The sequence below is a fragment of the Alistipes sp. genome, from assembly GCF_020026455.1.
In the GTDB taxonomy this organism is placed as follows: domain Bacteria; phylum Bacteroidota; class Bacteroidia; order Bacteroidales; family Rikenellaceae; genus Alistipes.
On record NZ_JAHHQJ010000004.1, the window covers coordinates 1 to 14,616 of the forward strand.

The window sequence follows — 14,616 nt, forward strand, 5'->3', positions numbered from 1 at the left end:
GTACAGGTACAGGTACAGGTACAGGTACAGGTACAGGTACAGGTACAGGTACAGGCGCACCCGCTTCCGGGAGGGGCGTGCCGGGGCGGGGGTCCTGAACCATCCCCGGAAATATCCCCGGCAACGCAACCGGACGACGGGTGACGGTGGTTGAACAACAGCCAGCCAACAACCGGGCGGAGGATAAACAGCTACAGGCACACCCGGACAACAACAAGACGGGCAAACAAAAACAGGGCGGCCGAGCAACAACAGGGCGGAGGAAAAACAGCGACAGGGCGCACCCGGACAACTTCCGAAAGACAGCCGGACGGCGGACGATGTCGGGCAACCTTTAAAATAATTGAACCGGAAACGATGCGGGTTCGAATAATTTTTCTATTTTTGTAAAAAACACGATCGTATGGAATACGCCAACCATCTGAAAGAATACGCCCCGGCGTGGAGCGCATCGCAAGTCGACGAAGAGGTCGCACGCATCCGCAAGGCCGCAGAGGCACGCAACCACAACACCGAGGTCTACAAATCCTGCTATTCGGCCATCGACCTCACGACACTGTCGTGCAACGATTCGGTCAAATCCGTCACGGAATTCGCCCGCAAGGCCGCGGAATTCTACCAAAAATACCCCCACATTCCCAACGTGGCTTCGATTTGCGTCTATCCCTCGTTCGTCGAGACCGTGGGTCTGGCCGTGGACGGCACGCCGATGAAGATCACTAGCGTCGGCGGCGGATTCCCCGCAGCGCAGACCTTTCTCGAAGTGAAGGCCCTCGAAGTGGCAATGGCCGTGGAGAACGGCGCCGACGAGGTGGACATTGTCCTCAACGTGGGGCGCATGCTCACGGGCGAATACGACGAAGCGGCCAACGAAGTGGAAGTGATCCGCACGGAGATGGACAACGATGTGGTGCTGAAGGTGATCATCGAGTCGGGAGCATTGAAAACCCCCGAACTGATCCGCAAGGCATCGTTGCTGTCGATGCTGGCAGGGGCCGATTTCGTGAAGACCTCAACGGGTAAGATCGATGTGGCCGCAACGCCCGAGGCTGCCGTGGTGATGTGCCAGGCAATCCGGGACTACCACGACAAAACGGGCCGCAAGGTCGGCTTCAAGGCCGCAGGCGGTGTCCGCACGGCCGAAGACGCCGCGCTCTACTACACGATCGTCGAGGAGATACTCGGCAAAGAGTGGCTCACGACGGATTTGTTCCGCATCGGAGCCTCTTCGGCCGCAAACAACATTCTCTCGGCCATCGAAGGTTCGAAAGTCGCCTACTTCTAACCGGCACGGAAAGGGGCGACAGGCAGAAGTTCTGCGAAACCAGCAGGAGAACTTATACGGGTCAGCAGGGTCTTAGGGGCTCTAATGGCACGATCTTCTGCGAGGCAGGCTGATGGAGTTCGGCGGGACCGGACGACGGAGTTCTGCAGGCTCGGACGGCGAGACCGTTTGGCGGACTTGGCTGGCTGGGCTTCTGCGAGGCTGGCTGACGGAGTTTGGCCGGACCGAACGACGGGTTTCTGCCAGGTCACAGATTTTTACAAGGCCGGGCAACAGAAATCTACGGGATCGATTTACGGTCCGTTCCACCCCGATGCATGAAAAACGGCGGTCCCTTGCGGGGCCGCCGTTTCTACATACCGATCCCGGCTTACGGAAGCGAATCCGTAATCGAGACACTCAGCGAATCGACCGTCTCTACGGCCGGAGCATCTCCCGCAGCCGGAACGTCACCTTCGGCCGGGACGTCGAGTTCGGCCGGCGAGATCAGGTGCGGAGGTTCCGCGGCCGGCTCGACACCATTCAACAGTTCATCGCGCCGCACCATCGACTGGAAATTGTCGCGCCGGATGGCCGCAACGACGATAATGACGACTACCGCCACGGCCACGATAATACCGATCAGTTTTTTAATCATTTCTATCCTCCTCCTTTAAGATTCCGATGGCGCGAACGACGACGTTGTCCACCGGATAGATGTTCGCGTAAAAACCATTGTCCTCCAACGCCGTATTGCGGCCGATGTAAGCCCGGAGCTGGGCCTCGATCAGCCTCCGCGAACGGGCGATGTCGCCATAGCGCGGCGCAACGCCCTTCCGGGCGGCATAGCGGACGAAATCATCCACAAGGGTCGTATCGCTGTCGAGCAGCGCCTGCAGCTCTTCGATGGTCTTCACCGCATTGAGAGCCTCGCGGTGACGGTCGGCATACTCGATCGTATAGCGGTAGAGAATGTTGCGGCCCGCCACCTCGACGAAATACTTCGTCACGTCGGTCGTATCGGCCGGAATGAACACATCCGGCATGATGCCTCCGCCGCCGTAGACCACCTTTCCGCCCGGCGTCACCCGCTTGAGCGAGTCGGCGAAATGGATGCTGTCGGCCGAGAAAAATTCGTTGTTCCGGTAACGGTTCCAAAGATCCTCCTCATAGTCCGTGTCGTCCCCGATCGTGTAGGGTTTCTGGATCGAGCGGCCTGTCGGCGTATAGTAGCGCGCCGTAGTCAGCCGCAGGGCCGATCCGTCGCTGTAGGGGATCTGACGCTGCACGAGACCCTTACCGAACGAACGACGACCAATAATCGTACCACGGTCATTGTCCTGCAGCGCTCCCGCAAGAATTTCGCTCGACGAGGCGCTTCCCTCGTCGATCAGCACCACGACCTCCATATCCTGGGCCGAACCTTTGCCGTCGGCATATTCGCGCAGCTGCTCGTGACGCCGATCCTCGGTGTAGACGATCAGCTGGCCCTCGTGCAGGAATTCGTTGGCCACGGCGATCGCCTGGTCGAGGAATCCGCCGGAGTTGCCCCGCAGATCGAAAATCAGGCTTGTGACCCCTTCGGCGCGCAGCGAGGCCAGGGCCTTGCGGAATTCGTCGAACGTGGTCCGCGCAAACTGCCCCAGCTTGATGTACCCCACACCGTCGGCGATGCGGAAGGCCGATTCGATGCTCCGGATGGGGATGACGCCGCGCACGACCTCGACCTCGACCAGATCGGAGATGCCTTGCCGTTCGAGGCCGAGACGGACCGTCGAGCCGCGCGGTCCGCGCAGCATTTTGACGATGTTGTTCTGGGGGATCTTGCGCCCCGCGACCAGCGAATCGCCAATCTCGACGATGCGGTCCCCGGCCTTGATGCCGGCCTTGTCGCTCGGGCCCTGCGGGATGACGTTCAGCACGATCACCGTGTCGGTGGCCATGTTGAAGACCACGCCGATGCCGTCGAACTCGCCTTCGAGCGGTTCGTTCAGGGCCTGCATCTCCGCGGCGGGGATGTAAACCGAATGGGGGTCCAGCTCCTTGACCAGCATCGGAATGAGATGCTCGGCGAGCGAATCCATCGACACCGAGTCGACATACTGATTCTCGATCAGCGAGAGCGTATAGGTTAGTTTGTTGTTGGGCAGCGCCATGCGGCTGAGCATGCCCTTGAGCTGCGACGTGGTGGTGTTGCGCCCCAGATACTGGCCCAGAACGAGGCCCAGGACGACACCCGCGGACAGCAGCAGCGGAAAAAGAATGGTGTGTTTCGAGTTTCTATACATCGCATGATGGCACCGGAGGCGCCGGTTCGGAAGTTGATACGGATCAGGGTTTAGGTTTGTTCTTGAAGGTGTACAGGAGGCCCACGCTCAACAGCGTGCGGGTCTGTACGTCGACGTTCTGCGAACGGTTGTAGTAGAGCTGGAAGCTCACCGTCGTGGAGAGGTATTTCGTCGCCTTGATGTCGAGCGTATTTTCCCAACGCACCGTGGGATGGATCGGCAAGCGGGGTTTGTTCTTGATATCCTTGTCGCCCGCATTCCACACCTCGTAGGCCTCCCGGTATTTGGAGTAGTCGTGGATCTTGTTCTTCTGGCCGATATCGGTAATCCAACCGTAAAAAGAGAAGATCGTGGTGCGGTAGCGCAGGTAGCCCGTCTTGCCGAACGTGCGGTCGAAACCGATCTCGACCGACGAACCTCCCTCGTATTTCGAGGTCTTGTCGGGATCCTCGATACCGTAGGTAAACCCGTTGTCCCTGCGGATCAGGTCACTCTCGGCAAACGTTCCGCTCAGGGCGAGCGGAGACATGTTGATCGTGATGGGGAATTTGCTCTGGGGGCTTTTGTAGGTGACACCCAGTGAAATGTCGAGGTAACCCGGGGTCATGAACTTGCTCTTGAGGTCCTTCTCCTCCTGCTCGGAGCGCGATTTGTAACCGTTGACAAACTGGCTGCGGAACTGGAACGTGGAGCCGTAGGACCAGTTCTTCGCCATCTCGAAGGACGGATTGATCCAGATGACGAATTCGTCCTGGTTCTTGAACCAGATGCCTTCGCTGTCCATGATCTTGTTGCCGTCCTCGTCGACCATCGGGTTGCCGTCCGGCCCCACGCGCTGCCGCTCAACCTTCATGCGGTTGTAGCCCAGCTTGGCACTGAACTTGGTTTCGATGGAAAAGAGGTTTTTCTTGAAGATATGCCGCAGGTTGAAGGACGCCTCCAGCGCAATGGAGTTGTCACCGCCCGAGACCGAGATCCAGGGGTCGTTGTACGATGTCAGCGTTCCCTGCAGGCCGCCGCCGAATTCGAGGTAGTTGCGCTCGCGGCGGATTGCGGCGCGCTCGGCCTTGTAGCGGGCGAGGCTGAAATAGTCGGCATCGACCGACGTGGACTTCAGCCGGTCGTGGAACGTAACGTTGCCCCGCCCGGCATTGACTTCGTCGATTGAAATCTGGGCCGAGACCGGGACGGAGGTCCCCACGAGGGCGACCAGCATGAGAATCAGGTAAAAATGTTTCATAACGAAGCGTTTGTATTCGATTTTCAAACTACAAATTTATGAATTTATTTACAAAAACTTTAACTTTGTCCGAAAGTTAAACGGAAAGGATCAACGATGAAATATTTCGGAGCGCACGTAAGCGCCGCCGGCGGTGTGGAGAACGCCCCTGCCAACGCACACGCCATCGGGGCCACGGGCTTCGCCCTTTTCACCAAAAACCAGCGCCAGTGGGCCGCCAGGCCGCTCGCCGCGGGCGAGATCGACGCCTTCCGCAAGGCGTGCGACCGCTACGGCTACACCCCGGCCCAAATTCTGCCCCACGACTCCTACCTGATCAACCTCGGACATCCCGAGAAGGAGGCGCTCGAAAAATCCCGCGCGGCGTTCCTCGACGAGATGCAGCGGTGCGAACTGCTGGGCCTCGACCGGCTGAACTTCCATCCCGGAAGCCACCTGCAGAAGATCTCCGAGGAGGAGAGCCTCGACCGGATCGCCGCGTCGATCAACCTGGTGCTCGACCGCACCCACGGCGTGACGGCCGTGATCGAGAACACTGCAGGGCAGGGTTCGAACCTCGGATTCCGCTTCGAGCACCTCGCCTACCTGATCGAGCGCGTGGAGGACAAATCGAGGGTGGGCGTCTGCATCGACACCTGCCACGCCTTCGCGGCGGGGTACGACCTCCGGACACGCGAGGCGTGCGACGCCACGTTCGCCGAACTGGAACGCATCATCGGATTCAGCTACCTGAAAGGCATGCACCTGAACGATGCGCTGAAGATGCCGGGCAGCCGCGTCGACCGCCACGCGCCGCTGGGCGAGGGTATGATCGGCATGGAATGCTTCCGCTACATCGCTTCCGACAAGCGTTTCGACGGCATTCCGCTGATTCTCGAAACCCCCGACGAGGCGCGCTGGAGCGAGGAGATAGCCCTGTTGAGGGCCTTTGCCGACGAGGCATAGAAAAAGGGAGGCTCCGGGCCTCCCTTTCTTTGTCACAACCGGTCCAGGCTTTGTCACACCCGGTCCAGGCAACTGCGGATGATTGCGGCGCTTTGGCGCACTTCGTCCTCCGAGATCGTGAGGGGCGGCGAAATGCGGAACGCCGTATCGCAGAATAGGAACCAGTCGCTCATGATGCCCTCCTCGCGGAACAGTTCCATCATGCGGTAGAGTTTCGCCGATTCGCCCAGTTCGACGGCCAGCAGCAGGCCGCTGCGGCGGATTTCCCGCACGGCGGGATGATCCCGCAGCAGCATTTCATACAACGCACCCTTCGGTTCGACCGCCTCGACCACCTTGTTGTCCAGCAGGTAATTCAGCGCCGCGAGTCCCGCCGCACAGCAAACCGGATGGCCACCGAAAGTGGTGATATGCCCCAGCACGGGGTTTTCCTGCAGGGTGTCCATCACCTCGTGCCGCGCGACGAAGGCCCCGAGGGGCATACCTCCGCCGAAGGCCTTGGCCAGGCAGACGATGTCGGGCGTGACGCCGTATTTCTGCATGGCGAACAAGCTTCCCGTACGCCCCATGCCGGTCTGTATTTCGTCGAAGATCAGCAGCGCACCGACTTCGTCACAACGTCTGCGCAGCGCTTCCAGATAACCCGGGCAAGGCGGACGAACCCCGGCCTCGCCCTGCACCGGCTCGACCAGCACACAGGCCGTGCGGCGGGTGATACGCTCCAGAGCCGGGAAATCGTTGAACTCCACGGCCTGCACGTCGGGCAGCAGAGGCCGGAAGGCCCGCTTCCACTCCTCACCCTCGGGTGCCCCCATCATGCTCATCGCGCCGTGTGTCGAACCGTGGTAGGCGCGGCGCATGGAGACGATCTCCGTGCGCCGGGTAAAACGTTTCGCCAGTTTCAAAGCTCCCTCGACCGCCTCGGCTCCCGAGTTGACGAAATAGACACTTTCGAGCGGCGCAGGCAGCAGCGACGCGATTTTCGCGGCATACTCCACCTGCGGCGTCTCGACCAACTCGCCGTAGACCATCACATGCATATAGCGCGCGGCCTGCTCCTGCACGGCACGCACCACGGCCGGATTGCAATGGCCCACATTGCTGACCGAAACCCCGGCCACGAGGTCGAAATAACGCTTGCCTTCGGGCGTATAGAAAAACGAGCCTTCGGCACGCGCAACCTCCACGAGCATCGGCGACGGGGAGGTCTGGGCGACATGCGCCAGAAATTGTTTGCGGAGAATCATCGTATTTTATCCATTTATGCGGATTCGGCCCCAGGAGCCGCGCCCGCCTATAAATCCGGGGTCATGCCCCGGCGTTGCAAAATCGCTTCGGAGTCCTTCACGCTGCGCTGCATCCAGCGGCAGAGCGTTTCGGCCTGCTCGGCATCGGACATCCGCCAGTTGCCGACCGTAAGGCGCATGTGCTCCGCAAGCGTGTAGATCAGAATCGCCGCCGAGGCCGAGACGTTCAGGCTCTCGACCATGCCGCACATCGGGATGCGCAGGAATTCGTCGGCCGAAGCGATCACCTCGTCGGAAATCCCGGCGTGCTCCGTCCCGAAGACCAGCGCAAAAGGCCCCCGTCCGACATCGAACGTCTCGGGCGTCGTATCCTCGCGGTGCGGCGTGGTGGCCACGATCCGGTAGCCCGCGCCCTTGAGAGCGGCAACGGCCTCAGCCGTCGAGGCGTGGCGGCGCACGTCGACCCATTGGTGTGTGCCGCGCGCAATATCCGGATTGGGCTCGAACGGGCAGAGCGTCTCCACGGTGTGCATCTCCTGCACGCCGAACGCCTCGCAATGGCGGATCAGCGCCGCGGCATTCTGCCCGTGGTACATGTTCTCGGCCAGCACCGTCATATAGCGCGTGCGCATGGAGACTGTCTTCCGCAAAACGGCATACCGTTCCGCCGTCATGAATCCGGCGAGGCAGGCGATGCGTTCAGCGGCGCGTGCGGCATCGGAGCCGAAATCGAAGCCGGCTTCCGGGGAGTCGTTATTTGCGGTATTTTTCATCTTCGTCACGGATTTTCAGGTAACTTTCATAACGCGGCCAGGCGATTTCGCCCGCCTTCACGGCTTCGACCACCGCACAGCCCGGTTCGTGGGTGTGGGTGCAGTTGTAGAAACGGCAGCCGGGGGCCGTGCGCATCATTTCGGGGAAATAGTGCCACAGCTCGGCCTCGTCGATGTCGATCAGCCCGAAGCCCTTGATGCCCGGCGTGTCGATCACCGCACCGCCTCCGGCCAGGGGGTACATCGTCGAAAAAGTCGTCGTATGGCGGCCCTTGTGGTGGCTCTCGGAGATTTCGCCCGTGCGGATATCCAGCGAGGGGTCGATGGACTGGATCAGCGTCGACTTGCCGACGCCCGAATTTCCCGAAACGAGAGTCGTGCGCCCCGCAAGCAGCCCGCGCACCTGCTCCACACCCCGGCCCTCCCGGGCCGACACCTCCAGCACCCGGTAACCGGCCCCTTCGTAGACCGCGCGGAACTCGGCGACGGCCTCCGCCTCCTGCAGATCGATCTTCGAAAGGAGGATCGTCACCGGGACCTTGTAGGCCTCGCAGGTCACCAGAAACCGGTCCACGAACTCCGTGGGTGTTGCGGGCGAACGCAGCGACACCATCAGCAGCGCCTGGTCGACGTTGGCGGCGATGATATGCGACTCTTTCGAGAGGTTCGAGGCCCGGCGGATCACGTAGTTGCGCCGCGGCAGGATGTCGGCGATCACGGGATCGCCCCCCTCATCGGCCCCGCACACCACTTCGTCGCCCACCACCACGGGGTTGGTCGAACGCACCCCCTTCAGGCGCAGCCGGCCCCGGATGCGGCAACGCACCGTCTCGCCTTCGTGCAGCACATCGTACCAACTGCCCGTCGCCCGGACCACTGTGGCTGTAAATTTCCTATCCATCGGTCTCCGTTTTTTCCGCCTGCCGCGGGACCTGCTCGCCGACCCGGTCCAGAAAGAGGAGTACGGATTCGGAAAGCTGCCGGACAGGCTTGTAACTTCTCGACTGCTCGATCGTCTGCGGCTCCACAAGGCCATAATCCCGGTTCAGCGTATCGACCATCGAGAAGAGCACGCCCAGCACGAGCAGATACTTCAAAACCGATACGGAAACGCCCAGCAGCGTGTCGGCAAGCCCCAGTCCCGCAAAGTGGAAGACTTTGCGCACCACTCGGCCTGCGATCGCCACGACGAGGATCACGGCGACGAGCACCGTGACGAAACCGCCCGCGGCGGCCACTTCGGCATCGAGCCGCAGCCACTCGCCGACCTGGGCGCCGAAACGCGCGGCGAGCCAAATACCCGCCACAATCCCTGCAAGGGAGCATATCTGCACGACGAAACCTTGGCGCCATCCGTTCCAGACGGCCAGCGCCAGCACGAGGCAGACGATCAAATCAAGAGTGTTCAACAAGTCGTTAAATTATCCTCGTAAAGATACGAATTTTAAAGGAATGGCCAAAAAAAGCATACACCGAACGATTCGGCGCAAGATGGAAACAGAGGTATGTCGTCTTAACGTATTACATCGCACAAACTGACACCCAGCGCATTACAGATGCAGCAAATGGTTTTCACGGTAAGATTAGTCCGGCCCGCCTCGATGCGGCTCAAGTTGGATCGTTCCATATCGCACCGGTAAGCCAGCTCCTGGATAGTCAGCTTGCGTTCCTTTCTCAACTCCTTGATCCTCGCAGAGATATAAAGGATTTCATCTTGATAGTCCATTCCTATTTCAAAATTTCGCCGTGCAAATTTTCATATATATATCCGCACCGTGCGTATCATATATAATACTACTCCAAACAGGCCGCCCGGATAACAACTTGAAAACGACCGACAAACACAACGCCTCCGCAACCGTTTCCACGCTAAGGGACAACATTTTCCCCGGTATTGCTCCCAAGCGGCACCAGACTGTCCAGCGTCGGGTCATCGGGTCATCGGGTCGTCCGGTCGTCGGGCCGAGGTCGAGGTCGAGGTCGAGATCATCGGGCCGAGGTCATCGGCGGCAGGATGGCCCGCCGACCTGCCGCGCAGCACCGGCTTGGCCGGTCACAGAGCCCGCAGATCTTCTTATTAACGGAAAAGCAGTACCCGCTATTGCCTCCGGGAGGAGAAAAACCTGTGCCGCGACGGAATTTTCCGCCGGCACGACAAGCCGCCGCAACAAGACGCACAGGCCCGGCGCCAAACCGGATCCCGACCCGCCACCCGGGGGTGCATTTCCCCTTCGGAACACAAACGGAGCAAGGTCAACGAGAGATAAGTTTGATTTTGAGCCCGCCTTGTATTATCTTTGCAGAAGATAAACCTCCGCACGGATAGGCGGCTCCCGACAAGATCCAAGCAACGCTTGGTCGTGCTCCCGGCCGGCACCATCCCTGCACCCTAACGCCATTTAACCGGCTCTGCCATGAAAAGATTCCTAACGATTCTCCTGCTTCTGAACGTCGTTGCGACGGCAGCCAGCGCCCGCGAGGTCTTCCCGATCAACGAAGGGTGGCGCTTTTTCTTCAAATCAGAGAAAACCTCCGACAACGCCCGCCACGTGACCCTGCCCCACAGCTGGAACACCGACCCGCTGGCCCAGGGCTACTGGCTCGAAACCACGGGCAACTACCAGAACGACATGTATATTCCCTTCGAATGGGCATCGAAACGTCTGTTCGTGAAGTTCTACGGCGTACAGTCGGTCGCCGACCTCTTCGTCAACGGCTACCACGTCGGCACACACCGCGGCGGCGCCACGGCCTTTACGTTCGAAATCACCGACAAGATCCGGTTCGGAAGCGACAACTCGATGCTCATGGTGGTCAGCAACAGCAGCCGCAACGACGTGCTGCCCACATCGACCGACATGAACCTCTACGGCGGCATCTACCGCGAGGCGGAAATGATCCTCACCGAACGCACGGCCATTTCGCCGCTCTACCTCGGGTCGGACGGCGTGCTGGTTCACCCGCAGACGGTCAGTCCCGAAAAGGTCGAGGGCGCAATCGAGGTACACCTCACCGCAAAGGAGGAGACCTCCTGCACGGTGAACGTCGCCATCAGCGATCCGCAGGGAGCGTCGGTTTTCTCGAAACACCTGAAGGCGCGTCTCGACGGAAAACCCGTCTCCGTACCCTTCTCGGTGGATAATCCGACGCTGTGGAACCTGCGCAACCCGGCACTCTACACCGTGACGGCCTCCATCGGCGAGGACAGCATCACCGACCGCGTCACCGTCCGCACGGGCTTCCGCTCGATCGGCGCCAGCACGGCCGAGGGGCTGACGATCAACGGAGAACGCACGCCCGTACATGGCGTCACGCTCTACCACGACAACGCCCTTTTGGGCGGCGCGCTGACTCCGGAGGATTACGATGCCGACCTGCAGATCATCCGCACGCTGGGCGCCAACGCCCTGCGCTCGGCAGTCATGCCGCACGCGCAGTATCTCTACGACCGGTGCGACGAGCAGGGAATGCTCGTCTGGGTCGACGCCCCGCTGCACCGCTCGTCGTTCCTGGGCGACATCTCCTATTTCGCCACCCCCGCCTTCGAGCAGAACGGAATGGACCAGCTGCAGGAGATCATAGCCCAAAACATCAACCACCCGTCGGTGGTGATGTGGGGTATCTTCTCGCGGCTCTGGATGCGCGGCGACGACGTGACGCCCTACATCCGGCGGCTGAACGAGACGGCCCGCGCGATGGACCCCTCGCGCCCGACGGTCGCCTGCAGCGACCAGAACGGCGACATCAATTTCATCACCGACCTGATCGTCTGGCAGCAGAACATCGGCTGGCGCCACGGCTCGACCGACGACGTAATCGTATGGCGCAACCAGCTGCAAAAAAACTGGTCGCACCTGCGTTCGGGCGTCTGCTACGGCGGCAGCGGGTTCCTCGGCCACAAGAGCTACACGGCGCAGTCCGAGCCCCGCTCGAACTGGGAGCCCGAGGAGAAGCAGACGCATTTCCATGAGGAGTATGCCAAAAACCTGCAGAACGACTCGCTGTTCTGGGGCGTATGGATCGACAACATGTTCGACTACGGCTCCTCGCGCCGCCCCTACGGGATCAACGGCACAGGCCTCGTGACACTCGACCGTCGCCAGAACAAGGATGCCTACTATCTGTACAGGGCGATGTGGAACAGTGCAGAGCCAACGCTGCATATCGTCGACAAACGGCGGCGACTGCGCGACTACGACCGGCAGGCCTTCCGCGTCTACTCATCGGCCGGAATGCCGACGCTGATCGTCGGTGCGGACACTCTGGCGATGAGCGAATACGCCCCCTGCCAGTATCAGTCCGATTCGGCGACCATGCACGGGGTGGTCGAGGTGAAGGCAATGGCCGGAGAGTTGCGCGACAGCGTGACGATATTTATCGGCAACGTTTTAAAACCGAGACAGATGCAGGTCCTTCGGCGAACAGCAGGTCTGCAAACGACAAATTAGGGACGAAGGGCATCCGTTCGGAGAAAACTTGGAAATAAGGCTCGACGATCAGCGTCGGGCCTTCCTTGTGCTTGGGGCGCAGGTCGAGGTCTCCGGGAGCCGCTTCGACATACGTCCGGGAGAGCTCGGGAAGCGGCACGTTGGCCAGCGAGCACATCACCTCGAGCAGGCCCAGGTTGTAATCGGCCAGAAATTCCCACTCGCGGCGGTAGAAGGGTTCGAACCGACCGGCGTAGAAGTCGAAATAGGGCGACGAACGGTAGGAGGCCACCAGCGCACCCCAATGCTGGTGCTGCCAGCGTTTGGAATAGTCGATGCGCACGTCGCGCACGGGCTGACGGGGGCGGTTGGCATTGCGGAGATGCACCGTCAGCTCCATCACCCCGTCCGAGGCCAGTATCCGCGCACGGTTGCGCTCGGAGCGCTTCACGAAGTGCTCGCCGAGGTCCACAACGCACCCGCCGCGCAGCAGGTGCGTGAAATACTCCACCGAAGGGAGATATGCGAGGGGAAGTATCGTCATTGTCAAAATTCTGAAATACAGACGGGTGCAGGACCGGACAAAAACGCCCAAAGGTTCGATCGGTCCACGCGGCCGGGCCTCAATCCGTCCAATCGCCGTTCTCCCGGATCAGCGCCACCAGACGGTCGAGGGCCTCCTCCTGCGGAATGTTGCGCGCAACGACCCTCCGGCCCTTGTAGAGGGTGATGCGGCCCGGCCCAGCGCCCACATAGCCGTAGTCGGCATCGGCCATCTCGCCGGGACCGTTGACGATGCAGCCCATCACGCCGATGCGGAGGTTCTTCAGGTGCGACGTGCGGGTCTTGATGTCGGAGAGGGTCTTCTCGATGTCGAAGAGCGTGCGCCCGCACGAAGGGCAGGCGATGTATTCGGTGTGAGAAAAACGCACGCGCGCAGCCTGCAGGATCATCAGCTCAACGGAGCGGATCGCCGCATCCGCAAATCCCGGGGCATCGATCCAGACACCGTCGGCCAGTCCGTCGAGCAGCAGAGGCCCCAGGTCGGCCGCAGCCTTCACGGCGAGGCATTCCAGGGAGGTCTCCGCATAGCGCCGCTTCACGACCACCGGTTCGTCGGGGATGTCCAGATTCAGAATCGCGGCGCGCAGTTCGGCGGTCGGGTTGCCCGATACGGCTTCGAGCACCCGGAACCCCTCCAGCGGCTCGGAGTGCACGACGGGGACCGTCACCTTCGAACGGCGGCGGTACTCGGTCGGGAAATAGCGTTCGGGATGCAAGACTTCGAATTCCCCGGGGCGCTCCGCGAAATGGTCGACGAGCAGCCGTGCCACGGGGATCTCCTTTTCAGGAGTCTCGGTCAGCGAGACGCGGATCGTGTCGCCGATGCCGTCGGCCATCAGCGCCCCGATGCCCACGGCGCTCTTGATGCGCCCCTCGAGGCCGTTCCCGGCTTCGGTGACGCCCAAATGGATCGGATAGTGCATTCCCTCGGCATCCATCGCCTCGACCAGCAGCCGGTAGGCGGCGACCATGACGCGCGTGTTCGACGACTTCATCGAGACCACCACCTGATCGAAATCGCAGGCCCGGCACACCCGCAGAAACTCCATGGCCGAAACCACCATGCCCTGGGGCGTGTCGCCCCACTCGTCGAAGACGCGCTTCGAGAGCGACCCGTGGTTGACGCCGATACGCAGGGCGACGCCCCGCTGGCGGCACTGCGCGATCAACGCCTGAAGATCGCCGCGGTCGAGGCGGTAATTCCCCGGATTGATCCGCACCTTGTCCACATACCTGGCGGCGACGGCCGCAACTTCGGGCACAAAGTGGATGTCGGCCACAATGGCCGTCTGAAATCCGTCGCCACGCAGCTGCCGGACGATGTTTTCCAGATTCTCCCCTTCGCGGCGACCCTGCGCCGTCAGGCGCACGATCTCACCCCCGGCGCGGTCGATGCGTTCGATCTGGGCCACGCTCGCGGCGGTGTCGTTGGTGTCGGTATTGGTCATCGACTGGCAGGCGACCGGATGTCCGCCGCCGATCACAACCCGTCCGATGCGCACTTCGCACGCCGGGCGGCGCATGAATTTCGAAAGATTCATCTGTTTCCTCGCTTTTGGAATTACAAAGATAATGCAAGCCATGCGCCGCGCCAAATTTATTTGAGTCCGTCCGGACCGCCGTTCGTCCGGAGCCCGGTCCAAGGGCGCGCAAGCCGGGGCCGGAGCGATTCGGGACACACGACAGACGCACGACAGCCTCCCGGGCGGGGAAAAGGCTCCCGTCGAGGCCGGAGGCGGGCTTCGGCGTCGAGGCGGGGTCGGCATCGCCCGCCGGGAGACGGTCAATCCCCGCATTGCGGCCGTCGCGCCCCCGGGACGGAGAAACACGCGCGACAAAGACCCGGCAAGTTTGGCATTGCGCGCGAC

General features: G+C 61.3%; 13 protein-coding genes. 3 read left to right on the plus strand and 10 right to left on the minus strand.

What is annotated here, in order from left to right; all coding sequences use genetic code 11:
• Positions 1-403: 403 nt before the first annotated feature.
• Positions 404-1,285, plus strand: a complete 882-nt coding sequence (gene deoC, locus QZ460_RS03070) for a deoxyribose-phosphate aldolase (protein WP_290540129.1) — start codon at positions 404-406, stop codon at positions 1,283-1,285.
• A 370-nt stretch (positions 1,286-1,655) separates the two neighbouring features.
• Here the strand turns inward: deoC and QZ460_RS03075 are convergent, their stop codons facing one another.
• Genes QZ460_RS03075 through QZ460_RS03085 form a run of 3 tightly spaced genes read right to left on the minus strand, consistent with a single transcriptional unit; the run spans position 1,656 to position 4,792 of the window.
• The gene (locus tag QZ460_RS03075; RefSeq protein WP_290540130.1) at positions 1,656-1,922 is read right to left on the minus strand and encodes a hypothetical protein; all 267 of its coding nucleotides are present in this window, start codon (positions 1,920-1,922) and stop codon (positions 1,656-1,658) included.
• On the minus strand, positions 1,915-3,552 hold the full coding sequence (locus QZ460_RS03080) for a S41 family peptidase (protein ID WP_290540131.1): 1,638 nt from the start codon (positions 3,550-3,552) through the stop codon (positions 1,915-1,917). Before QZ460_RS03080 ends, QZ460_RS03075 begins: the two co-directional genes overlap by 8 nt.
• Before the next feature lie 43 nt (positions 3,553-3,595).
• Entirely contained in the window at positions 3,596-4,792 is a 1,197-nt protein-coding gene (locus QZ460_RS03085; protein WP_290540132.1) for a DUF3078 domain-containing protein, read from the minus strand.
• Between the two features lie 96 nt (positions 4,793-4,888).
• Here QZ460_RS03085 and nfo point away from each other — a divergent pair, with 96 nt between their 5' ends.
• Positions 4,889-5,737 carry a deoxyribonuclease IV gene (gene nfo, locus QZ460_RS03090; protein WP_290540133.1) on the plus strand — a complete coding sequence of 283 codons (849 nt, stop codon included), beginning with the start codon at positions 4,889-4,891 and terminating at the stop codon, positions 5,735-5,737.
• Positions 5,738-5,790: 53 nt separating this feature from the next.
• Here nfo and QZ460_RS03095 read toward each other — a convergent pair whose 3' ends face one another.
• From QZ460_RS03095 to QZ460_RS03115, 5 genes are all read right to left on the minus strand, one after another.
• Positions 5,791-6,984: an aspartate aminotransferase family protein gene (locus QZ460_RS03095; RefSeq protein ID WP_290540134.1), complete on the minus strand. Its 1,194-nt coding sequence runs from the start codon at positions 6,982-6,984 to the stop codon at positions 5,791-5,793.
• Positions 6,985-7,031: 47 nt separating this feature from the next.
• A complete protein-coding gene (locus tag QZ460_RS03100) occupies positions 7,032-7,757 on the minus strand; it encodes an RNA methyltransferase (RefSeq protein WP_290540135.1) in 726 nt (241 codons plus the stop codon).
• A complete protein-coding gene (rsgA, locus tag QZ460_RS03105) occupies positions 7,738-8,658 on the minus strand; it encodes a ribosome small subunit-dependent GTPase A (RefSeq protein ID WP_290540136.1) in 921 nt (306 codons plus the stop codon). The genes QZ460_RS03100 and rsgA overlap by 20 nt, the downstream gene beginning before the upstream one ends.
• Positions 8,651-9,169, minus strand: a complete 519-nt coding sequence (locus QZ460_RS03110; RefSeq protein ID WP_290540137.1) for a CvpA family protein — start codon at positions 9,167-9,169, stop codon at positions 8,651-8,653. The genes rsgA and QZ460_RS03110 overlap by 8 nt, the downstream gene beginning before the upstream one ends.
• Before the next feature lie 101 nt (positions 9,170-9,270).
• Positions 9,271-9,483: a helix-turn-helix transcriptional regulator gene (locus tag QZ460_RS03115; RefSeq protein ID WP_290540138.1), complete on the minus strand. Its 213-nt coding sequence runs from the start codon at positions 9,481-9,483 to the stop codon at positions 9,271-9,273.
• Positions 9,484-10,171: 688 nt separating this feature from the next.
• Between QZ460_RS03115 and QZ460_RS03120 the strand changes: the two genes are divergently transcribed.
• Entirely contained in the window at positions 10,172-12,205 is a 2,034-nt protein-coding gene (locus QZ460_RS03120) for a glycoside hydrolase family 2 TIM barrel-domain containing protein (RefSeq protein WP_290540139.1), read from the plus strand.
• On the opposite strand, the gene QZ460_RS03125 is transcribed toward QZ460_RS03120, so the two are convergent.
• Positions 12,132-12,728, minus strand: a complete 597-nt coding sequence (locus QZ460_RS03125) for a WbqC family protein (RefSeq protein ID WP_290540140.1) — start codon at positions 12,726-12,728, stop codon at positions 12,132-12,134. The genes QZ460_RS03120 and QZ460_RS03125 overlap by 74 nt on opposite strands.
• Before the next feature lie 79 nt (positions 12,729-12,807).
• On the minus strand, positions 12,808-14,289 hold the full coding sequence (gene ispG / locus QZ460_RS03130; RefSeq protein ID WP_290540141.1) for a (E)-4-hydroxy-3-methylbut-2-enyl-diphosphate synthase: 1,482 nt from the start codon (positions 14,287-14,289) through the stop codon (positions 12,808-12,810).
• Between the last annotated feature and the right edge of the window lie 327 nt (positions 14,290-14,616).